Annotated in this window: 20 protein-coding genes; 12 read left to right on the top strand and 8 right to left on the bottom strand. The window is 65.7% G+C overall.

Going from position 1 to position 19,446, the window contains the following annotated elements; all coding sequences use genetic code 11:
* Positions 1-90 precede the first annotated feature (90 nt).
* Positions 91-1,524 carry a PQQ-binding-like beta-propeller repeat protein gene (locus ATJ93_RS09055; RefSeq protein ID WP_120244332.1) on the top strand — a complete coding sequence of 478 codons (1,434 nt, stop codon included), beginning with the start codon at positions 91-93 and terminating at the stop codon, positions 1,522-1,524.
* 104 nt (positions 1,525-1,628) lie between these two features.
* A complete protein-coding gene (locus ATJ93_RS09050; protein ID WP_120244331.1) occupies positions 1,629-2,003 on the top strand; it encodes a 30S ribosomal protein S8e in 375 nt (124 codons plus the stop codon).
* Positions 2,004-2,148: 145 nt separating this feature from the next.
* On the opposite strand, the gene ATJ93_RS09045 is transcribed toward ATJ93_RS09050, so the two are convergent.
* Positions 2,149-3,144: a phosphate signaling complex PhoU family protein gene (locus ATJ93_RS09045; protein ID WP_120244330.1), complete on the bottom strand. Its 996-nt coding sequence runs from the start codon at positions 3,142-3,144 to the stop codon at positions 2,149-2,151.
* Positions 3,145-3,707: 563 nt separating this feature from the next.
* On the opposite strand from ATJ93_RS09045, the gene pstB (ATJ93_RS09040) reads away from it, so the two are divergent.
* The 7 genes from pstB (ATJ93_RS09040) (at position 3,708) to phoU (ending at position 11,631) form a co-directional block, all read left to right on the top strand.
* On the top strand, positions 3,708-4,526 hold the full coding sequence (gene pstB, locus ATJ93_RS09040; RefSeq protein ID WP_245977567.1) for a phosphate ABC transporter ATP-binding protein PstB: 819 nt from the start codon (positions 3,708-3,710) through the stop codon (positions 4,524-4,526).
* A gap of 455 nt (positions 4,527-4,981) precedes the next feature.
* A complete protein-coding gene (locus ATJ93_RS09035; protein ID WP_120245229.1) occupies positions 4,982-5,959 on the top strand; it encodes a PstS family phosphate ABC transporter substrate-binding protein in 978 nt (325 codons plus the stop codon).
* Positions 5,956-6,891, top strand: a complete 936-nt coding sequence (gene pstC, locus ATJ93_RS09030; protein ID WP_120244328.1) for a phosphate ABC transporter permease subunit PstC — start codon at positions 5,956-5,958, stop codon at positions 6,889-6,891. Before ATJ93_RS09035 ends, pstC begins: the two co-directional genes overlap by 4 nt.
* On the top strand, positions 6,891-7,793 hold the full coding sequence (gene pstA / locus ATJ93_RS09025) for a phosphate ABC transporter permease PstA (RefSeq protein ID WP_120244327.1): 903 nt from the start codon (positions 6,891-6,893) through the stop codon (positions 7,791-7,793). Before pstC ends, pstA begins: the two co-directional genes overlap by 1 nt.
* 274 nt (positions 7,794-8,067) lie before the next feature.
* Complete coding sequence (locus ATJ93_RS09020; protein WP_120244326.1) at positions 8,068-9,885, top strand: cache domain-containing sensor histidine kinase; 1,818 nt, start codon at positions 8,068-8,070, stop codon at positions 9,883-9,885.
* A 66-nt stretch (positions 9,886-9,951) separates the two neighbouring features.
* A complete protein-coding gene (pstB, locus tag ATJ93_RS09015) occupies positions 9,952-10,809 on the top strand; it encodes a phosphate ABC transporter ATP-binding protein PstB (protein WP_120244325.1) in 858 nt (285 codons plus the stop codon).
* 150 nt (positions 10,810-10,959) lie between these two features.
* Entirely contained in the window at positions 10,960-11,631 is a 672-nt protein-coding gene (gene phoU, locus ATJ93_RS09010) for a phosphate signaling complex protein PhoU (protein WP_120244324.1), read from the top strand.
* A gap of 195 nt (positions 11,632-11,826) precedes the next feature.
* Here phoU and ATJ93_RS09005 read toward each other — a convergent pair whose 3' ends face one another.
* Positions 11,827-12,474: a helix-turn-helix domain-containing protein gene (locus tag ATJ93_RS09005; protein ID WP_120244323.1), complete on the bottom strand. Its 648-nt coding sequence runs from the start codon at positions 12,472-12,474 to the stop codon at positions 11,827-11,829.
* A 139-nt stretch (positions 12,475-12,613) separates the two neighbouring features.
* On the opposite strand from ATJ93_RS09005, the gene ATJ93_RS09000 reads away from it, so the two are divergent.
* The gene (locus ATJ93_RS09000; RefSeq protein ID WP_120244322.1) at positions 12,614-13,843 is read left to right on the top strand and encodes a mechanosensitive ion channel family protein; all 1,230 of its coding nucleotides are present in this window, start codon (positions 12,614-12,616) and stop codon (positions 13,841-13,843) included.
* Positions 13,844-13,979: 136 nt separating this feature from the next.
* On the opposite strand, the gene ATJ93_RS08995 is transcribed toward ATJ93_RS09000, so the two are convergent.
* Positions 13,980-14,843, bottom strand: a complete 864-nt coding sequence (locus tag ATJ93_RS08995; protein WP_120244321.1) for a polymer-forming cytoskeletal protein — start codon at positions 14,841-14,843, stop codon at positions 13,980-13,982.
* Between the two features lie 317 nt (positions 14,844-15,160).
* Here ATJ93_RS08995 and ATJ93_RS08990 point away from each other — a divergent pair, with 317 nt between their 5' ends.
* A complete protein-coding gene (locus ATJ93_RS08990; protein ID WP_013878228.1) occupies positions 15,161-15,358 on the top strand; it encodes a DUF5800 family protein in 198 nt (65 codons plus the stop codon).
* 41 nt (positions 15,359-15,399) lie between these two features.
* Here the strand turns inward: ATJ93_RS08990 and ATJ93_RS08985 are convergent, their stop codons facing one another.
* From ATJ93_RS08985 to ATJ93_RS08975, 3 genes are all read right to left on the bottom strand, one after another.
* Positions 15,400-15,585, bottom strand: coding sequence for a hypothetical protein (locus ATJ93_RS08985; RefSeq protein WP_120244320.1), 186 nt, complete (start codon positions 15,583-15,585; stop codon positions 15,400-15,402).
* Positions 15,586-15,589: 4 nt separating this feature from the next.
* On the bottom strand, positions 15,590-15,943 hold the full coding sequence (locus ATJ93_RS08980) for a hypothetical protein (RefSeq protein WP_120244319.1): 354 nt from the start codon (positions 15,941-15,943) through the stop codon (positions 15,590-15,592).
* Positions 15,944-16,073: 130 nt separating this feature from the next.
* Positions 16,074-16,595: a hypothetical protein gene (locus ATJ93_RS08975; protein WP_120244318.1), complete on the bottom strand. Its 522-nt coding sequence runs from the start codon at positions 16,593-16,595 to the stop codon at positions 16,074-16,076.
* Between the two features lie 148 nt (positions 16,596-16,743).
* On the opposite strand from ATJ93_RS08975, the gene ATJ93_RS08970 reads away from it, so the two are divergent.
* The gene (locus ATJ93_RS08970) at positions 16,744-17,538 is read left to right on the top strand and encodes an SRPBCC family protein (RefSeq protein ID WP_120244317.1); all 795 of its coding nucleotides are present in this window, start codon (positions 16,744-16,746) and stop codon (positions 17,536-17,538) included.
* A 54-nt stretch (positions 17,539-17,592) separates the two neighbouring features.
* Here the strand turns inward: ATJ93_RS08970 and ATJ93_RS08965 are convergent, their stop codons facing one another.
* Complete coding sequence (locus ATJ93_RS08965) at positions 17,593-18,753, bottom strand: saccharopine dehydrogenase family protein (RefSeq protein WP_120244316.1); 1,161 nt, start codon at positions 18,751-18,753, stop codon at positions 17,593-17,595.
* A gap of 78 nt (positions 18,754-18,831) precedes the next feature.
* Entirely contained in the window at positions 18,832-19,359 is a 528-nt protein-coding gene (locus ATJ93_RS08960) for a DUF7097 family protein (RefSeq protein WP_120245228.1), read from the bottom strand.
* Between the last annotated feature and the right edge of the window lie 87 nt (positions 19,360-19,446).

Genomic DNA, 19,446 nt, shown 5'->3' with positions numbered 1-19,446 from the left:
ACCGGACGGTTTTCTGGCGGCTCGGTCGACTCGAGAAGTGAGCCGCGGGATCCGAACCACTATAGGGGAACGGTTCGTCGCCTCGACACGATGGACGGAGACGGCGACGGGATCGGGGTCGAAACCGACGAAGACTCTAGCGAGTGCGGCGCTACCGGGGACCGACCGACGCGACGACAACTGCTCGCGACCGTCGGCGCCGGCAGCATCGCCGGATTCGCCGGGTGTAGTGCGGCCTACGGCCGGTCGACCCCCGACTGCGCGGGAGCGACGGCCGACGACGGCGATCCGACCGTTCCCCGTCCCGTCGACGACGATATCTCGATGTTTCGCCGCGGCTTGCGCCGGTACGGTTACTACCCCGAAGAGACGGTGCCGGACGCGGTCAGCGTCAACTGGGAGTTCCCGGTCAACCGGATCGGCCACACCGCGGCCAAGTCCACGCCGCGGCCGACTCCCGACGGCGAGACGATCCTGATCGCCAGCGATACCGGCCGAATCCACGCCGTGACTCCCGACGGCGAGCGCCGGTGGATGCTCGAGACGGACGCCGGAACGAGTCTCGGCTTCCACGGCACGCCGGCGATCGTCGGCGACACCGCCTACATCGGCGGCTACGACGGCGCGCTCTACGCCGTCGACATCGACGCAGGGGAGCTGATCTGGCAGACCAATCCCCGCGATTTCGACGGTTCGATCGCCATCGGCTCGAGTCCCGCCTACATCGACGGGACGCTGTACATCATGGCGGAGTACAGCAACCCGAACAGCGGCGCGCTCTGGGAGGTCGACGCCGAAACCGGTCGGCCGACCTGGCACGACGACGATATCTGGGGGATGCCCCACCCCTCACCGGCGATCGACTGCGACGCCGGCCGCCTCGTGTCGGGCTCGAACGACGGCGTCGTTTACGCCTGGGAGTTCCCCTCGCTCGAGCGCGCCTGGACGTTTCAGGCCGGCGGCGAGGACGGCCCGGACGGCGATCCGGTGGCCGACGGTCGGTTCCACCTCGGCGCCCAGATCAAGGGGACGATTCCGGTCTACGACGGCGCGGCTTTCGCCGGCTCGTGGGACGGCCGCTTCTACCGGCTCGACCTCGAGGACGGCAGCGAGGAGTGGTCCTTCGAGACCGGCCGCGTGATCATGTCGAACCCGGCGATCGATCCCGAGCAGGGGATCGTCTACGTCGGCAGCGACGACCACCACGTCTACGCGCTCGATACCGACACCGGGGAGGAGCTGTGGTCGGCGGACGTCAACGGTCGCGTCATCGGCTCAATTACGGCTACCGCCGAGACGATCCTCGTCGGCTCCTACGACACCCACCTCTACGCACTCGACCGCGAAACCGGCGAGCGCCGATGGCGCGTCGAAAACCGGGGGCACGTCACCGGCGGCGCGATTCCCCGCGACGGCCGGATCTACTACGCCGAGCGGGGCGCCTTCTCGAACTATTACGACGATGACGAAGAGACCGTGCTCGAGACGCCCGGCCACGCCTACTGTTTAGTCGCCGACGAGTGAGCGTCGGCCTCAGTTCCGACGTCGTCTCTCGACATCCGCTACTCGAGTCGCCCCGCTCGAGCGGAAAGCGTGCATTCAAGTATTCGCCGAGACTTTTCCCGCGTATGCAAGACCAGGGACGCTCTACGCGCAAGCGCACCGGCGGTCGACTGAAGAACGTTCGCAAGCGCCGCAAGGACGAACTCGGGCGCCTGCCGACCGAAACGCAGGTCGGCGAACCCCGCTTCCGAACCATCGACGTCCACGGCAACGGCACGAAGACCCGTGCGCTCGCGACCGACGTCGCCAGCGTCAACAAGGGCGGCGAGACGGTTTCCGCCGAAATCGAGGACGTCGTCGAGAACGAGGCCAACCCCAACTACGTCCGACGGAACATCATCACGAAAGGCGCCGTCATCGAAACCTCCGAGGGCCGCGCCCGCGTGACCTCCCGTCCCGGTCAGACCGGTCAGGTCAACGCCGTGCTCCTCGACGAGTAACGACCACTCACTTCTCCGATCCGCTCGCTTCGCGACGGATCAGTTCTCGACTCGATAGCGGACGCGACGGCGGTTCTCGAGAGAGTCGATAAATCGGATTATCTCATCGTCGCTCGAGGTCCTACTCAACCGAGCGATTTTCGAATCAGGGGCGCGGGGCCGCTTTCTGCAGTGCCGTCTCGGCGATGTTGCCGCCGTAGTCGGCGCTGCGAGAGAGCGAGTCGACGATCAGCCCGAGCGACTGAGCCTGCACGGGTGCGAGGTCCCGAAGCATATCGTCGATTCGGCGCGTGTGTTCGTCGATCTCGAGGACGGCCTGCCGGGCCGCGTGGCCGAGTTCGTTCGCCTCGCTGCTGTCGTCGGCAAACAGTGCGTCCATCGACTTCTCGAGAACGTCCGAGGCGTCGTTGTGCAGCGCCGTCAGCGCCTCGGCGACGTCTTCGGGAATCTCGTCGAGTTTGAGCGCGAGGTTGCTGATCTTGGCGGCGTGGTCCGCGACGCGCTCGAGTTGGCGGGCACTGGAGTGAAAGTCGAAACAGTCCTCGCGGGGGACGCCGAGTTCCTCGGCGGCGCGGGGCGAGCGCAGCGTTGCCCGGAAGATACGGGAGACGACGAGCCACAGCCGGTCGACGTCGTCGTCGCGCTCGATGACGTCCAGGGCGATGTCGTCGTCGTTCTCGACGAGGGCGGTGACCGCGTCGGCGAGCATCGAGGTTGCGATCAGGCGCATCCGGGAGACGGCGTTGACGATCGACAACTCCGACGAATCGAGCAGATCTTGGATAACGACGCTGTCGTTGGTCTCCTCGAGCACTTCGACGCCGACCAGGCTCTGGGTTGCGTCCCGGATCGCCCGGCGCTGGTCGGTCGTGATCCGGCCCGCCTCGAGGCGGATGATATCGAAGCCGCTGACGTACATCGTCATCACGGCCCGGGTGAGTCGCTCTCCCTCGAGATCGGACACGTCGAGGGTCCCCTCCTGGCGTTCGCTTTCGCTCTGGGGCGTCAGCAGTAGCGAATCGTCTTCGGGGTAAAACTCGACGGTCGTTCCGGAACTAACGCCGTTGTCGGTCGCCCAATCCTTCGGCAGCGAGACGGTGTAGGTCGACCCGCCCGTGACCTGTACCTTGCGCGTCTCCATAACCTGGCTGTCAGAGTCCCACGACCATAAGCGTAGTACAATCTATAGAGACTCCGTGTCGCATTCGGGGTGGACGGATCGGGTATTGAGGCGGTCCAGCGGACGATACGACGACCGACCGAAATATACCTGTTGACTCGCGGACCAGTATATAGAAAGCGACACGCTCCGGTAGTGGAACCGTTGTTGCCGTCCCAACCGCCTTCTGGCTCGAGCCGACGAACCCTGCCGTCGACCGAATCGCCACGGAGGGATCGTGAACGGCGGTAAACATGAACGAACGGGTGCGATACTAGTCACTGTCTCCGCCAATCGCCAGCAAGCGGACGGGGACAGTAACACACTATAGACCTATATAGGAGACATAGTATCCTATTTACGGCGTCCGGCATTCGATGCCGACAATGAGCGACGAACGGAACGATCGACTCGGCGGACTGAAATCGGCACTCGCGTCGGTCACGTCCGGACAGGGGAACGTTCTCGGCGCGACCGCTGAGGCGGCCGGCGCTCACGCGAGTAGCGAGGAATCCACCGCCGAAACCACAGGGCAGTCTTCGACGATGGGGGCGGGAAGCGGCGGCGTGGAAATGCCGAACACGGACAAGCCGCTCGGCTCGCCGCGCGTCGACAACGCCGTCATCGAGGCGCGAGATCTCGACGTCTACTACGGGGACGACCAAGCGCTTCACGGCATCAATATGGACATTCCCGAGAAGGGCGTGACGGCACTGATCGGCCCCTCCGGGTGTGGAAAGTCTACGTTCCTGCGCTCGATCAACCGGATGAACGACCTCATCGATATCGCCCGCGTCGAGGGCGACCTGTTCTTCCGCGGGAAGAACGTCTACGACGAGGACGTCGACCCCGTCGCCCTGCGGCGGAAGATCGGCATGGTCTTCCAGAAGCCCAACCCCTTCCCGAAGAGCATCTACGACAACGTCGCCTACGGCCTCCGCGTTCAGGGCATGGAAGACGACGTCGATGAACAGGTACACACCGCCCTCGAGCGGGCGGCGCTGCTCGAGGAAGTCGAGGACCAACTCGACTCGAGCGGCCTAGACCTATCGGGGGGCCAACAGCAGCGTCTCTGCATCGCTCGGGCGATCGCGCCGGATCCGGAAGTCATTCTGATGGACGAACCGGCCTCGGCACTCGACCCGGTCGCGACCTCCAAGATCGAAGACCTCGTCGAGGAACTCGCCGAGGAGTACACGGTCGTGATCGTTACTCACAACATGCAGCAGGCCGCCCGAATCTCGGACAAGACCGCCGTCTTCCTGACCGGCGGCCACCTCGTGGAGTTCGACGACACGGACAAGATCTTCGAGAACCCCGAGAGCGACCGCGTCGAGGACTACATCACCGGCAAGTTCGGATAACGGCTGACACTCTCCCGGTCGGATAGCGAGTAGGACGCGAGCCGACACCAATCTTCTCGAGCCGATATCGTTCCTCTCGAGCCAACATCTTCCCTCTCGAGCCGATATCGTTCCTCTCGAGCCAACATCTTCTTCTCGAACGGAGCTGACTCTGAGTTCGCGTCTTCGTCTCGTCACATCCCTCGGTAGCGTCGCCCTCTGAGGACACTCTTTGCTCTGTATGCGGTCGTTTGTCGCTCTGAAGGGCGCTATCGTCGTGCAATCCGTGAGTGTACCGTTCTGCCTCCTGGGCGACCCACATTTTCTCGACACCTGTGTCGACAATTATCACACGTACCCGTTGACTATCCTGAAACGGGTACCAGTCGCGGTGCTGACACTCGCTCCATGTGTTACATACCACTATATAGCAATCATAGTAGTCTACTTACCTACTGTAGCTCTTCGATCCGATGATGTCGAGAGAAACCACGGCGTCGCTGCCGACCGATCTCGGTCGGCGTGATTTTCTCGCCGCGGCGAGCGTTGCCCTTTCCGGCAGCCTCGCGGGCTGTTCCGGAGTGTTTGCCGCCGAGGGCAGCCAGGTAAACATCGCGGGGAGCAGTACGGTCTTCCCCGTGACCGAGGCCGTCGGTTCCGCCTTCTCGGAAGAAAACCCGACCATCAACGTCTCGATCAGTAAGACCGGTACCGGTGGCGGGTTCGGGAACTTCTTCTGTGCGGGTCGGACCGACATTAACAACGCGAGCCGGGCGATCGCCGACGCCGAAATCGAACAGTGTGGGGAAAACGAGATCACACCGATGGAGTTTCAGGTGGCAACGGACGCGCTGACGGTGGTCGTCAATCCGAACGCCGATTGGATCGACTGTCTCACCGTCGAGGAACTCCGCGAGATCTGGAGCGCCGATAGCAGCGTCGAGCGATGGAGCGACGTTAACGACGACTGGCCCGACCAGGAAGTCGAACTGTACGGCGCCGCGACGACGTCGGGGACGTTCGACTACTTCAACGAGGCCGTTCTCGGCGAGGAGGCCAATCACCGGAGCGACTACTACGCAACCGAGCGCGACCGCACGATCGTTCAGGGGGTCCAGGGCTCGGAAGCCGCGATGGGATACTTCGGCTTCTCGTACTACAGTGAAAACCCCGATTCGATCAAAGCGATCGCGATCGACGACGGCGATGGCTGTACCCCGCCCTCGCTCGAGACCGCCATGAGCGGCGAGTACACCCCGCTCTCGCGACCGCTGTACATCTACGTCGCGAAGGAATCGCTGACCGAACCCGCGGTCCGCGACTTCGCTCGCTTCTACATGGAACGGGCCGCGACCGATCTCGTCGCCGACGTCGGCTACGTACCGATCACCGAGGACAAGCGCGACGAAAACCTCGAGCGCCTCGAGGATGCGATCGCGGAGGTGACCGCATGAGCCAGCCACAACCGGATTTCTCGCACGACAATATTCGAACGCTCCGCGGGACCGTCTTCCGCTATCTCTTCCTGCTGTGTGCGCTGCTGTCGATCATGACGACGGCGGCGATCGTCCTCACGCTGCTCGTCGACGCGGTTGATTTCTTCGCGCAGGTCTCGCTCGTCGAGTTCCTCACCGGAACGGAGTGGAACCCGACGCACGATCCGGTTTCGTTCGGCGTGTTGCCGCTGGTCTCGGGGACGCTCGTCATCACCGTCGGCTCGGCGCTGGTCGCGCTGCCGATCGGGCTGCTGACGGCGATCTACCTGAGCGAGTACGCCTCCGATCGCCAGCGCTCCTACCTCAAACCTGCGCTCGAGGTGCTTGCGGGCGTGCCGACGGTCGTCTACGGCTACTTCGCGCTCGTCTACGTGACGCCGGCGCTGGATACGGTCCTGCCGGTCAACCTGTCGACGTTTAACGCGCTGTCGGCGTCGATCATGGTCGGGATCATGATCATCCCGATGGTCTCCTCGATCAGCGAGGACGCCATGAGCGCCGTTCCGGATTCGCTCCGACAGGCCAGTTACGGCCTCGGCGCGACCAAGTTCACCGTCTCGACGTCCGTCGTCGTGCCGGCGGCGCTGTCGGGGATCTTCTCGTCGTTCATCCTCGCACTGTCGCGGGCGATCGGCGAGACGATGATCGTCGCCATCGCCGCGGGCCAGACGCCGCGGCTGATCGATCTGACCGATCCGGCGGGCCTGTTCACGAACTCGGTCCAGACGATGACCGCCGCCATGGTCCAGATCGGGACGGGCGACCTCGTCGGACAGGGACCGGCGTACAAGAGCCTCTTTGCGGTCGGATTGACGCTGTTCGTCATCACGTTCGCCATGAATCTGATCAGTGAACTCGTCGCGTCGCGCTACCGGGAGGTGTACCGCTGATGGCCGCCGATACGTCCGAGGCCGGCGCCAGTGCCGGCTCCCAGTCCGGATTCGGGCAGGTGAGCCGCACGAAAGACGTCGCCTTCCGCCTCCTCGCGCTGGCGGCGACGCTGATCGGCATCGTCTCGCTTGCGGCCCTGCTGGCGAACGTCGCCGTCGACGCCATCGGCTGGCTCGACTGGGGCTTCCTCACGAACCCGCCCCATCCCGATCCGTACGAGGCCGGGTTCCTGCCGGCGTTGGTCGGCTCCATCGCGATCATGCTGCTGATCGCGCTGATCACGTTCCCGCTCGGCGTCGGCGCCGCCGTCTACCTCGAGGAGTACGCCGACGACGGCTACCTCACGAAGTTCATCCAGCTCAACATCGCGAACCTCGCGGGCGTGCCGTCGGTCGTCTACGGCCTGTTGGGGCTGGGGCTGTTCGTCAGCCTGCTGGGCCTCGGCTACGGGACGGTGTTCGTCGCGGCGTTTACCGTCGCCTTGCTCATCCTGCCGATCGTGATTATCTCGGCCCAGGAGGCGATCCGCTCGGTACCGGATTCCCAGCGCCAGGCCTCCTACGGGATGGGTGCGACGAAGTGGCAGACGATCCGTAACGTCGTCCTCCCGCGGGCGATGCCCGGTATCCTGACCGGGACGATCCTCGCGCTCGGGCGCGCAATCGGGGAGACGGCGCCGCTGATCATGATCGCCGCGCCGACGACCGTCTTCGGGGTGCCCAACAGCCTCCTGAGCAAGGTCAGCGCGATGCCGCTGCAGATCTACAACTGGGCGTCGTACCCCGAAACCGAATTCCAGTACGGTGTCGTCGCGGCCGGCGTCGTCACGCTGCTGGTCGTCCTGCTGACGATCAACTCGATTGCGATCCTCCTCCGAAACCGGTACGATACGCGGGGGTAGGCCCGCAATCGAGAGCCGCGTTGCCGGCTAACGGATAGCGTCGGCGGCCGTTGTTCATCGGACCGGTCGCTGTCCATCGACAGGTCGCTGTTCATCGGACGAGCCGTTGTCCATCAGTCGGGCCGCTGCTTTTCGACAGTCATCGATTCGTTTCGATCGGGTGTCGGTACACTCCGTTCGAGCCGAACTTCGGTGTGATCGTATCTGCCAAGCAGTTATCAGCATAGCCACAAATATAATGTGGGCTTGATAACTACGGTCGGAGTACGCACGCATGAGACTGGCTCACCGGTACGTCGTCGCGTTTCTCTTCGTGCTACTCGTATCGGGAGCCGTACTCGCGGTGACGTTTACCGCCCATCGAACGGACGTCGCGGAGAGTCAGGAAGCGGCGGTTGCCGACCGCGCTGACCGCTCGGCGGCGATATTGGACGATCGGATACGAACCCACCGGCGAACGGTGGCAGTCGGCGCGACGAATCCGGCGTTTACGGCCCACGGAAGCACCAAACAGCGGCAATCGCTCGAGGCGTTCGTCGACCACTCGAATTTCCAGGGGGCGTCGGTCGTCGATGAAACGGGCAGCGTCCAGTGGCTCGTCACCGACCACGGCGAGTCGATGGACGTCATGGGAATGGACATCGGCGACAGGAAGTACGTGCAGCGAACGCTCGAGGGAGAACAGTACGTCAGCGAGCCGTTCCGCGCCGAAACGGGAAATCGGGTCGTGGCGATCACCGCGCCGATCCGTTCGGACGGAGAGGTCGTCGGTGCGCTGACCGGAACGTACCACCTTCACGGGACCGATCTGTTCGACCCGCTCCGCGACGAGCGGGCTACAACGACGGTCAGCGCGAACGGCGAGGTCCTGTTTTCGACGGTCGAGGGCGAAGGTGAGGCCGGCGAGGGGATCGACGGCGGAACGGACGCCGAAATCGAGAACCCGAGCGAAACCATCAGCGCCGAGGCCGACCTCGAGAGCGTCGACTGGACGGTCACCACATATCGCGACCGGGCAGCGATCGTGTCGCCCAGTATCAATCTCGTGACGCTGCAGGTCGTCTCCGGTGTGACGCTGCTTGGGGCGGTAATCGCGTTCGGCGTCTGGATCTACCGCTCGCAGGTGCGCCGGATCGGTCGGCTCCTCGAGCGGGTCCACGCGCTCGAGCGACGGGAGTACGAGGCGGGACCGTCCATCAGCGGTTCCGCCGAGTGGCGCCGGATCGACGACGCGCTGGCCCGGCTCGGCGCGGCCCTCGGCCGCCGCGAGCAGATGCTGCTCGTGCTCAACCGCATCCTGCGGCACAACCTGCGCAATAACTTAAACATCGTTATCGGCCGCGCGAGCGATCTCGAGGCGTCGCTCGCGGACGACGACCGGGAAGCAGCGGCGGAGATCCGGCGAACGGCCCGGGACCTGCTCGAACTCGGGGACCGGGCGCGACTGACCGAGGGGTTACTCGATCCGGTCGCAGTCGCAGCAGAAGACGAGCCCCCACGAACCGACGTTGCGACGCTCGTCCGCGAGCGAGTCGCCGAATTCGCCGACAGCGCTGAAGAGGATGATCCACGACGATCGCTCGAGAACGTCACCGTCAGCGGCCCGGATCGGGCGGTCGCGGCCTGCGGCGACGAGATCGCGATCGCGATCGACGAACTGCTCGCGAACGTCGTCGATCACGCCGGCGCGTCGCCGACCGTCGTCGTAACGATTGACGTCGATATCGAAACCGACCGGATTCTGGTCATCGTCGCCGACGACGGCCCGGGCATCACGGCGGACGAGGTGTCGGTTATCACCGGCGAGCGCGCGATGTCGCAGGTCAATCATACCGGCGGCATCGGTCTGTGGCTGGTCGACTGGATCTGCAGCCGATACGACGGTCGGCTCGTCATTCCGTGCGGAACGGCTGCGGACGGCAGCGGTCACGGCTCCGCCGTCGACGCCGATGCGGTCGGCACCGACGACGCCGGCGACCGCGACGCAATCAGCGGCGGCGGGCTCCAGGGCGCGACGGTCGTACTCGAGCTCCCGCTCGTTCCCGGTGACGGTGCCGACCGTGCCGGCAGTTCGGTCCCTGCGGGCGTCTGAGTCGAGACGGCCGAGACGGATTCCGGAACTGGTAACTGCCCGACGCCCAAGCTTCAGGTACCCCATATGACCGCGAACGGCGGCGGCCAACGAACCGTATCGACGTCCGAGTCCGACGGCGCTCGGACGGAATCGACGACCGGCGACGCGCCGCTTGGCTCACCAGACATCGTCGACCCCGTTATCGAGGCGCGGGATCTCGACGTCTACTACGGTGACGATCAGGCCCTCCACGGGATCAACCTCGAGATCCCCGAGGAGCAGGTGACGGCGCTGATCGGCCCCTCCGGCTGCGGAAAGTCGACGTTCTTGCGCTCGATCAACCGGATGAACGACCTCATCGACATCGCCCGCGTCGAGGGCGACCTGTTCTTCCGCGAGAAGAACGTCTACGACGAGGACGTCGATCCCGTCGCCCTGCGGCGGAAGATCGGCATGGTCTTCCAGAAACCGAATCCCTTCCCGAAGAGCATCTACGACAACGTCGCCTACGGCCTCCGCGTTCAGGGTCAGGACGAGAACCTCGACGAGAAGGTCCACACTGCCCTCGAGCGGGCGGCGCTGCTCGAGGAAGTCGAGGACCAACTCGACTCGAGCGGGCTGGATCTCTCCGGCGGGCAACAACAGCGTCTCTGCATCGCTCGCGCGATCGCACCGGACCCGGAGGTCATCCTCATGGACGAACCGGCCTCGGCGCTGGACCCCGTCGCGACCTCGAAGATCGAGGACCTCGTCGAGGAACTCGCCGAGGAGTACACGGTCATCATCGTCACGCACAACATGCAGCAGGCCGCCCGAATCTCGGACAAGACCGCCGTCTTCCTGACCGGCGGCCACCTCGTGGAGTTCGACGACACGGACAAGATCTTCGAGAACCCCGAGAGCGACCGCGTCGAGGACTACATCACCGGGAAATTCGGGTAGCCGGACCCGCAGGCTCGACGGCTTGTCGGCTCGATGACTTGCCGGCTCGTCGTCGCCGATCGTCGACCGTCGATCATCGGCCCCCTCCTCGCCACTCCGTCGTCGGTTCGGCCTACAACCTTTATCAGTGACGCCCGCCGTTTCTGGACTATGGCTCGGAAATCTTATCAGGAACAACTCGCGGAACTCCGCGAGGATATCCTCTACATGAGCGAAGTCGTCATGGAACGGCTCCGCATGGGACTGGACGCGCTCGAGCAGAAAGACGAAGACCTCGCCCGGGAGGTCATCGAGGGCGACGGCGAGATCAACCGAATGTACCTCGACCTCGAGCAGGACTGTATCGACCTGCTGGCGCTCCAGCAGCCCGTCGCGAGCGACCTGCGGTTTATCGCAGCCTCGTTCAAGATCACGACGGACTTGGAGCGGATCGCCGACCTCGCGGTCAATCTCGGCGAGTACACCCTCGAGGCCGAGGAGAACCTCTTCCCGGACGTCGACGTCCAGGAGATGGGCGAGATGACCCTCGACATGATCGAGGAGGCGATGTTAGCCTACGACACCGAAAACACGGATACTTGCCGGGAAATCGCGGCCCGCGACGACGACCTCGACCAGTTCGCCGAACGGGCGAGCGAGATCGTCGTCCGCGACCTCATCGAGCGGGAACTCGAGGAGCCCGAGGAGGTCGAACGGCTGCTGCAGGACGTCTCACGGCTCCTGCTGACGATTCGGGACCTAGAGCGGGTCGGCGACCACGCGGTCAACATCGCCGCGCGGACGCTGTACATGGCCGAAAACGACGACGAACTGATTTACTAACGCCGCAGCCGTTTTTGCCGATCGAGAGGAGACGACTCGAGAGGAATCAGTTCGATTCGGCCGGGCGTCTCGACGGTGATGCGCCGGTCCGCATAAGTGAAGGTCACGGCGCCGATCGTCGCGCGGCGCAATCGGCTGCGTCAGGCGCGGCGAACAGCGCGTCCAGCGCGCTGGATCGCATTGACCCGCAATCCGTTACGTAGTGTCGTCGGCCAGCGTGTTCTCGAGCAGGTTCGCCTGCCCGCGACGAAGCCGCGCGGACAGCGCCTGATCGGTGATGTCGAACTCCGGTGCGAGCTCCGACAGCGTCGTCTCCCGCGGCACGGTGAAGTATCCCGCCGAGTGAGCGGTACGGAGCGCCTCGCGCTGTGGTTCGGTAACCCCGTAGCGGTCGCCGTCGGCGTCGGGATCCCGTTCGGGATACAGTCGCTGCAGGCGGAAGCCGACGCCTCGCTCGAGACAGCGGTCGCGGTAGGCCTGCAGCGCGTCGCGGGAGGGGACGCGGGCGCGCACGACCGTCTCGTCGGTGACGACGATCTCGAGGATCGCAACGTCGTGTTTGGCCGCGGCAGGATAGGTGAGTCGCGCCGCCGCGTCGTCGGTCAACGCGACGCTGTACAGACGCCGGTCCGACGCCGTCTCGAGCGGCGTGTCTCGCCGAACGCTCGGATCGTCGTCCAGCGCTGCCTCGAAGGCGTCGCTGTCGTCGACCGTCGCCCAGAAGAGCAGTTTCGGCTCTCCGGACTCGGTGCCGTACACCTCCTCGAGGCGGAGCTTCCGGGCTGCCTGCGCCGCTTCCCGCAGAATGGGCGTCCGGAGCTCGAACTCGACGATGAGCGCCACTGGAGACGGTACGCGCTCGACCGTAATCATTGTTAGTGATTGTATAACGCAGTTTGGCCGGGGCCGCCCTACCGACTCCTTCGATGGGGCCACCAGTCAGATATACCGGCCGCCCGTACGGTCCGGACGACTGTCACCAGTGTTCGAACACGTCGAGACGATTCAGACGACGCTCGAGGCGATCACCTCGACCGAGGGGCGGCTTGCCGTCAGCGCCGGCGTCATCGCGCTCGCCCTCGTGACCGGGTTCGTCGTCGCGCCGATCGCCGTCCGCCGGACGGTAGGGTACGTCGGTCGGCGGCTCCGAGAGAGCGAGGCCGGCAGCATCCTCGAGACGATCGACGAGGTGACCGACGTTCCGTTCCCGATGCGGGCGGTGATTCGGACGCTGCAGGCGGTCGTCCTCGGGACGACCGGACTGCTCCTGCTGTTCGTCTGGGACCGACCGGACCTCGCGGATCGGGCGCTCGATCTACTCGCGACCGTCTTCCCCGTCTTCGGTCGTCTCGTCCTGACGATCGGCCTGCTGGCCGGCGCCATCGTCGGCACCCGATACCTCGAGCAGCGTCTGGACGAGTGGCTCGCGGACGCGACCTACGTGACGGCCCACCAGGAGGGGGTCGTCTTCCGCGTGCTGCAGGTAACGATCTTTCTGGCGGCCGGATTGGCCGCGCTCTCGCTGTGGCCGATCGACCTCGGCGGGCTGCTCGTCGGGGCCGGCTTCCTCGGCATCGTCGTCGGTATGGCCGCCCGCCAGACGCTGGGTTCGCTCATCGCCGGCTTCGTCCTGATGTTCGCGCGGCCGTTCGAGATCGGCGACTGGGTCGAGATCGGCGACAAGGAAGGGACGGTCGTCGACATCACGATCATCAACACGCGCCTGCGGAGCTTCGACGGCGAGATCATCGTCCTGCCGAACGATCACGTCTCGAGCAGCACCGTCGTCAACCGCAGCAAACGAAACCGGCTGCGGCTGCGCCTTGAGGTCGGCGTCGACTACGAGACGGATCTCGAGCGCGCCGAGGAAATCGCGCTCGAGGCGATCGAAGGCGTCGACGACGTGGCACCGGCGCCCAAACCGCAGATCGTTCCGACGGCGTTCGGCGACTCGGCGATCACCCTGGAGTGTCGGTTCTGGATCCGCCAGCCGAACGCCCACAAGAAGTGGACGACGCTGCGGGAGGCGGTCCACGAACTCAAAGCGGCCTACGATCGCGAGGACATCGCCATTCCGTACCCCCAGCGGGAACTCAGTGCGCGGCCGGAAGGCGGGTTCCGGCTCCCCGACGCTGCCGGGCCGGCACAGGGCAGTGCGACGGTAGCCGGCGCTGGCGACGAACTCACGTACTCCGAGTCCGACCGGGAATAAGCCCCAGTCACGTTCTAACCGCTGTCACCCAATCCGTTGGGATTCCAAATCGAGCCTCGAGCCCGCAGTCGCTCGTCCTCGAGTTGCAGTTCCGAACCAGCGGTCGAATCAAACCCCGCTCGAGCGTCGACTCGGCCTACTCCTGCTCGCGTTCCGTCGTCCCCATCGTAATCTCGCCGTCGGCCCGAATCGTACCGTCGACCTCGGCGCCGGGCTCGAGGGTGAGATCCTGACAGGAGACGTCGCCGAGCACGCGGGCGTCCTCGTCGATGACGACGTCGCCGTCGCGCGTGGTGAGGTCGCCGTGGATTCGGGTTCCACGGCCGACCGAAACGTCGCCGCGGGCGCGGAGACTGCCGAAGATGTTGCAGTCCGCGCCGACGTCGATGGTTTCGGCGCGGACGTTCCCGTGGAGCCGGCAGTCGTCGCCGATCGTCGCGGGCGTCGAGACCCGCCAGGCGTCGTCGCCGACCGTCGCGTTTCGGGGGATCACGAGCGGCTCCGCGTCGGGCTCGTCGTCCGCTTCCTCGTCGTCGACGAGTTCCGAGACGAGCTGTTGGGCGGTGTCTTCCTCGCCGATGAGCAGGAGGTGCTTGAGGTAGACGAACAGGAAGACGATCGTCGGCATCGGGTTCCGGATGACGATCCAGCCGTTGGCCTCGAACCCCTCCTCGATGTCGACGTCGTCGCCGATGTCTAAGTCGCCGGCGACTTTCAGCTTGCCGGCGATGTGGACCCGCTCGCCGATGTAGGCGTCCTGGCCGACCAGCACGTTCTCCGCGACGTCACACCACATGTCGAGTCGGCAGTCGCCCTCGGCCTCGATGTCGCCGCCGAACTCGACGCTCTCCCCGGCGATGACGTTTCGGCCGCGCACGCCGAACTCGACCGTCGATCGACTGCCGACGAGCACGTCGCCGTCGGTCTCGAGGGCGACTTCCTTCGCTTCGGTGCCGTCGGGGACGACGAGTTCGTCTAGCGGATCCGTACTGAATGCCACACTCGCATCCAATATGGCCCCCCAGTAATAAACTTCGCGCGTCGTCTGACGCGTGACGGACAGTACTATTCGCTGGTTTACAGCTCACGTTCCCGACAGCGTCTATTGCGTGTCTACGGCCACTGAGGGGGGTAGGCGATTTCGGTGATATTCAACCAAAAGAGCAGACATATGACAGGTGACTCGTTCGTCCCTCGGCCGTTCGACGATCGGGGCGAGAACGGGCCGACCGACACAAGGGACGGCGACCCGTCTCGCGGTTTCACCCGTCGATCCCAGCCGACCCGTTTTTAGGACCCCATCTCGTACCAGCGGACATGACAACCCTCGCGTTCGACGATGACGGCGTCGATGTCGTGTACGAAGGGACCGAGTTCCGCCTCGAGCGGGAGTTGATCGAGGAGGCGACGGAGAAGTCCTACTACGACGTCACCGACCACGAAGTGCTGAAGATCGTCGCCGAGCAGCCGAATCTGCAAGGTGAACCACGCCGCGTTGGCGACATTCTCGACTGAGCGGTCGGCCGGTGGCCGTTCGTCGCTCGATACTGACGCCGTCAGTCGCGACGCCGCCGATCCCCGCGGTCGGTCGCGACCGCGGCCCCGCCGGCCGCGTCGATTATTTCGAACGCGTCGAGGCGGTCCTCGAGTTCGAACTCGAGGTAGTTGCGGATTGCGAGCACGCCCCCGATAGCGAACGCACCGGCGCCGACGACGTCGAACAGGGCGGTGATTGCGACCATCGCGTTACGCCTCCGGGGCGTCGATGCCGACGCTTGCGGCGGTCCCGTCGTTCGTCTCACTTTCAGCGGCCGCGTCATCCGCGGCGGCCACCAGCGTTTGCCGGCGGTCGTAGACGGCGTACGCGAACGTGATGCCGGCACCCATAATGCCGACGCTGTGTTCGATGCCGTTGAACACGCCACCGAGTGCGATCCCCTCCGCGTTCGTCGCGATAAGCCCGACGACGATACAGCCGTATCCGACGGCGAACCACTTCGCTTCCGACGTGTACCTGAGCAGTATCGGCGCCAATCCGACGATCGACACGATCAGCAGGATGAATTCTCCCGGCTCGAGTGCGGACAGTCCACTTGCCATGAGAGTGGCTCGCGAGACCCGACGAAAAGCCATCTTGCCAGATGACGGGAAGAATAGCCGTCTCGAGGCTTTTTCCGGTCCGATTTCGTCCACTCTCGTCGGAGTGGGACTGCCGCTCGTCTATCGGTTGTTAGCGGTCGTCTTCCTCGCCGCGCTCCCGCGTCACCGTTCGATCGCCGTGCGGCGGCGCATCCTCGTTGTCCTCGTGGCGATCTGCACCGGCCTCGCCCTCGACCTGTGGCTGCGGGCTCCCGGCGCCGACGTGGTGCTCGGAAGCGTCGTCGGCTTCGCCGCCGGACGCGCCGGCGCTTCGCTGGCCGTCGGTCTCCTCGTCCTGCTCGATTACCGGCTCGTCCGCGTCCCCGTCGCTTTCGTTCGTTACCGTCGCTTCGTCAGTCGGTGACGACGGCGCCGGATCGCTCTCGAGGCGCACGACCTCGCCGGTGATCACGTCGACGGAGTCGGGGGCGATCGGAACCGTCTCGTCGGCCTCTTGTTCCCAGCCCAGCGCCGCCTTGATCGAGTCGACGGCGCCGGGATCCGGTTCGACGAGAGCGTGGTCGTCCTCGACGGCTGCGACGACGCCGATCGCCGTTCCGTTGGGGTCCTCGACTGTCTTGCCGACGTCGTCTTCGGTAAACGTGGCGCACATACTCGAGGAGCGGCGCCCGCGGGGAAAGCCGCTGTTGCCTGCAGCAGCACCCCGCCCGCACAGCGGTAAACGGGACTGACGGCCCGCATTCGCAGCCCCAACATCCAATGCCGATGTTCGCTCGAGTACGTAGCGGAGCGGACAGTCTATGAGTTCTTCGCACGATCGACGGACGGGCGACGAGGCACCGGATATAACGACCGCGTCGGATGGGGGGGAATCGGAGTCCCGGACGAACGTCGGGCGCGGGGAGCGCGTCGCCTCGGCCGCACTGGGCGGATTGCTCGTCCTGCACGGCCTTCGACGAGAAACGTTCGGCGGTGCGGCGGCCGCATTCGCCGGCGGCGCGCTCGTCTATCGGGGGCTCACGGGCCGGAGCCGGCTCTACCGGATGCTCGAGTCCCGCGCCGTCGATACGGACCAACTGGAACCGCAACTGGCAGCCGAGGCGGAGCGGCCGACGGTCGACCGATCCATCACGGTCGGCGAATCAGCCGACGAGCTCGCGGCGTACTGGCGCGATCCGGACCGGCTGAGCCGTATCGTCGGCGAGTTCGCCGACATTGCCGACATCCCCGGCGGCGACGGCCACCGCTGGCGGGTACAGGGCCCCCTCGACCGGACCCTCGAGTGGGACACCCAACTCGTCGAGGACGAGGATGATGAACTACGGTGGGAAGCCCGCGAAGGTGCGTCGGTCCCCCACGAGTACGCGATCTCGTTCGAGCCGGAGCCGGGCGGTCGGGGCACGATTGCCACGCTCGAGGTCGAGTACGAGCCGCCGGGTGGGGCGGTCGGCGACGTGGCGATGGATCGCCTCGGCTTCGCCCCGGAGATCATCGCCGGACGGATTCTGGGTCGATTCAAGAGCCTCGTGGAGACGGGCGACATTCCGACGACCGAGGACAGCATCTCCGCTCGCGGGCAGGGAGACCTGGTCTGACGGCGGGACCCGTCGCTCGTCCGGTGTCTCGTCGCCGCCCGAGTAGGGTTAGGGTTAGGGCGCCGACACGTCGACTGCCGGCGGCTCCGACTCCGGTTTCGACTCGTCGAAGAACCCCTCGACGCCCTCGAGCGCGAGGACGAACTCCGGCCCGAACGCGCCGGCCGGCGTCCGGAATCCGTCGTCGGCGTCGCCCTCGAGAACGCGTTCGGTAGCCGCCAGCGCGGCGTCGACGGTCACGACGTAGGCGTCCGGCGTTTGCAGTCGGGAGACGACGCGGTCGGTCGGCTCGCTGTCGTCGCCGAACTCGCTCTCACTGCCGTCGTCCTCGACGCGCGCTTCGCCCCAGACGTACGCCGAACCCCGCTTTCGCGACCACGACGCCGGGCCCTCCCGAACCAGCCCCGCGAGCCACTTCAGCCCCTCGCGGACGGGCGTCGGTTCGAGCAGCGGCGCCAGATAGCGGTGTGCTTTCAGCGCGATGCGGGCGGGCTGTGGCATCAGCGCGTAGACTTCGACGTTCGGCACGCCGGTCGTGTAGTGGGCCGTCGACACGTCGCCCATCGGCATCGTGACCGCGGGGCGCTCGCCGCGTCCGAAATCGATGCGGCGGGTCCGCCACGCGGTCGGCACGTGCTCGAGGCGGCCGTCGCGGTAGATAGCGCCGCCGTCCTCGAGGCCCCCGATGACCGTCCTGACGGTGCCGATGGAGGGCGGGCGCAGCGAGTCCACGCCCACGGCGAGGGTATCGGCCTCGGGGAGTCGGTCCACGAGGTGGGCGGCGAGACAGTCCATCGGCACCGCGGAGAACGCGGCGGCCGGCAGCAGCGTGACGTCAGCATCCGCTGCATCGGCGTCGCGCTCTCGGATCGATTCGATGACCGGAATCTCGCCCGTGATGTCCACGTAGTCGGTGCCGGTTCGGATGCAGCCCTCGACGAGCGGTTCGGCCGTGTTCGAGAACGGCCCGGCGCAGTTCAGCACGCAGTCGGGGTCCGCTCGCTCGAGCGCCTCGGCGACGGTGTCGGGATCGTCGAGCGCGAAGCGGTAGCCGGGGCGCCCGAGGTCGTCGACCTGCTCGCGGAGCCGTTCGGGGTCGCGGCCCGCAAGGAGGAGCTCGAAGTCGGGGTCGCCGTCGCGGATGCGGTCGATCGCTTCTCGGGCCACGAGGTTCCCGACGAACCCGTAGGACCCGTAGAGCAGCACTGATTGCATAGGAACAGGTGCGGCTGGCCGGCGGGTAAGCGGTCGCCCAGCGAGTGCCGCCCGGTCCGAGGGTCACCGCCGCTCCGGTTAGTCGTCCTCGTCGTACCGCTCCGCAGCCGACTCGAATCCCAGTTCGTCCTGCTCGCGGCCGCGGCGCTGCTCGAGCGCGGCGATCGCGTCCGGTTCGGGCGCGGCGTCGTCGGTGATCCGGGCCCACGAGTTGTGGACCTTGGCGTGACACCACCGACAGAGGTAGATCGTGATCTCGTGAGAGAGCGTCTCGCCGTCCCGATCGTAGGAGAGGTGGTGCTCCTCGAGCAGCGGCCGCTCGTCGTCGTGGGCCATCCGCTTTTCCTCGAGGCCGCAGCGGACGCACTCCCGGTCGTGATTGCGCGACCGGAAGTGGGGACAGTCGGCCCACGACCAGTCGGTTTCGGGATCGACGACGGGACACTCGTAGTCGTCGCTGGCGCGTTCGCGGGCGAATTCGGGATCGTGCTCGTAGTGATCGAAGGCGTAGCGGCACGTCCCCTCGCCGGTGAGGTAGTCGCAAACGCCGGCGAACTCGTAGGGGTCGTCGACGCCGACCGGCGTCCCGCGTGGCGTTTTCTCCATTGCGGTCGCCCGATCTACGGCGCGGACGATGTTCAATCGTTTCGTTTGCCCCGATCGCTACTCGCCGGCAGCAGCGCCCGAATATCG

The sequence above is a fragment of the Halopiger aswanensis genome (genome assembly GCF_003610195.1).
Classification (GTDB): Archaea; Halobacteriota; Halobacteria; order Halobacteriales; family Natrialbaceae; genus Halopiger; species Halopiger aswanensis.
Note: the sequence above shows the minus strand (reverse complement) of the source record. Positions and strands in the feature narration are given on the sequence as shown.

What these genes read in the sequence shown, in the direction of transcription:
- ATJ93_RS09055 (WP_120244332.1), top strand. Translation starts at nt 91, where the DNA reads ATGGACGGAGACGGCGACGGGATCGGGGTCGAAACCGACGAAGACTCT.
- ATJ93_RS09050 (WP_120244331.1), top strand. Translation starts at nt 1,629, where the DNA reads ATGCAAGACCAGGGACGCTCTACGCGCAAGCGCACCGGCGGTCGACTG.
- ATJ93_RS09045 (WP_120244330.1), bottom strand. Translation starts at nt 3,144, where the DNA reads ATGGAGACGCGCAAGGTACAGGTCACGGGCGGGTCGACCTACACCGTC.
- pstB (WP_245977567.1), top strand. Translation starts at nt 3,708, where the DNA reads ATGGGGGCGGGAAGCGGCGGCGTGGAAATGCCGAACACGGACAAGCCG.
- ATJ93_RS09035 (WP_120245229.1), top strand. Translation starts at nt 4,982, where the DNA reads ATGTCGAGAGAAACCACGGCGTCGCTGCCGACCGATCTCGGTCGGCGT.
- pstC (WP_120244328.1), top strand. Translation starts at nt 5,956, where the DNA reads ATGAGCCAGCCACAACCGGATTTCTCGCACGACAATATTCGAACGCTC.
- pstA (WP_120244327.1), top strand. Translation starts at nt 6,891, where the DNA reads ATGGCCGCCGATACGTCCGAGGCCGGCGCCAGTGCCGGCTCCCAGTCC.
- ATJ93_RS09020 (WP_120244326.1), top strand. Translation starts at nt 8,068, where the DNA reads ATGAGACTGGCTCACCGGTACGTCGTCGCGTTTCTCTTCGTGCTACTC.
- pstB (WP_120244325.1), top strand. Translation starts at nt 9,952, where the DNA reads ATGACCGCGAACGGCGGCGGCCAACGAACCGTATCGACGTCCGAGTCC.
- phoU (WP_120244324.1), top strand. Translation starts at nt 10,960, where the DNA reads ATGGCTCGGAAATCTTATCAGGAACAACTCGCGGAACTCCGCGAGGAT.
- ATJ93_RS08990 (WP_013878228.1), top strand. Translation starts at nt 15,161, where the DNA reads ATGACAACCCTCGCGTTCGACGATGACGGCGTCGATGTCGTGTACGAA.
- ATJ93_RS08985 (WP_120244320.1), bottom strand. Translation starts at nt 15,585, where the DNA reads ATGGTCGCAATCACCGCCCTGTTCGACGTCGTCGGCGCCGGTGCGTTC.
- ATJ93_RS08980 (WP_120244319.1), bottom strand. Translation starts at nt 15,943, where the DNA reads ATGGCAAGTGGACTGTCCGCACTCGAGCCGGGAGAATTCATCCTGCTG.
- ATJ93_RS08975 (WP_120244318.1), bottom strand. Translation starts at nt 16,595, where the DNA reads ATGTGCGCCACGTTTACCGAAGACGACGTCGGCAAGACAGTCGAGGAC.
- ATJ93_RS08970 (WP_120244317.1), top strand. Translation starts at nt 16,744, where the DNA reads ATGAGTTCTTCGCACGATCGACGGACGGGCGACGAGGCACCGGATATA.
- ATJ93_RS08965 (WP_120244316.1), bottom strand. Translation starts at nt 18,753, where the DNA reads ATGCAATCAGTGCTGCTCTACGGGTCCTACGGGTTCGTCGGGAACCTC.
- ATJ93_RS08960 (WP_120245228.1), bottom strand. Translation starts at nt 19,359, where the DNA reads ATGGAGAAAACGCCACGCGGGACGCCGGTCGGCGTCGACGACCCCTAC.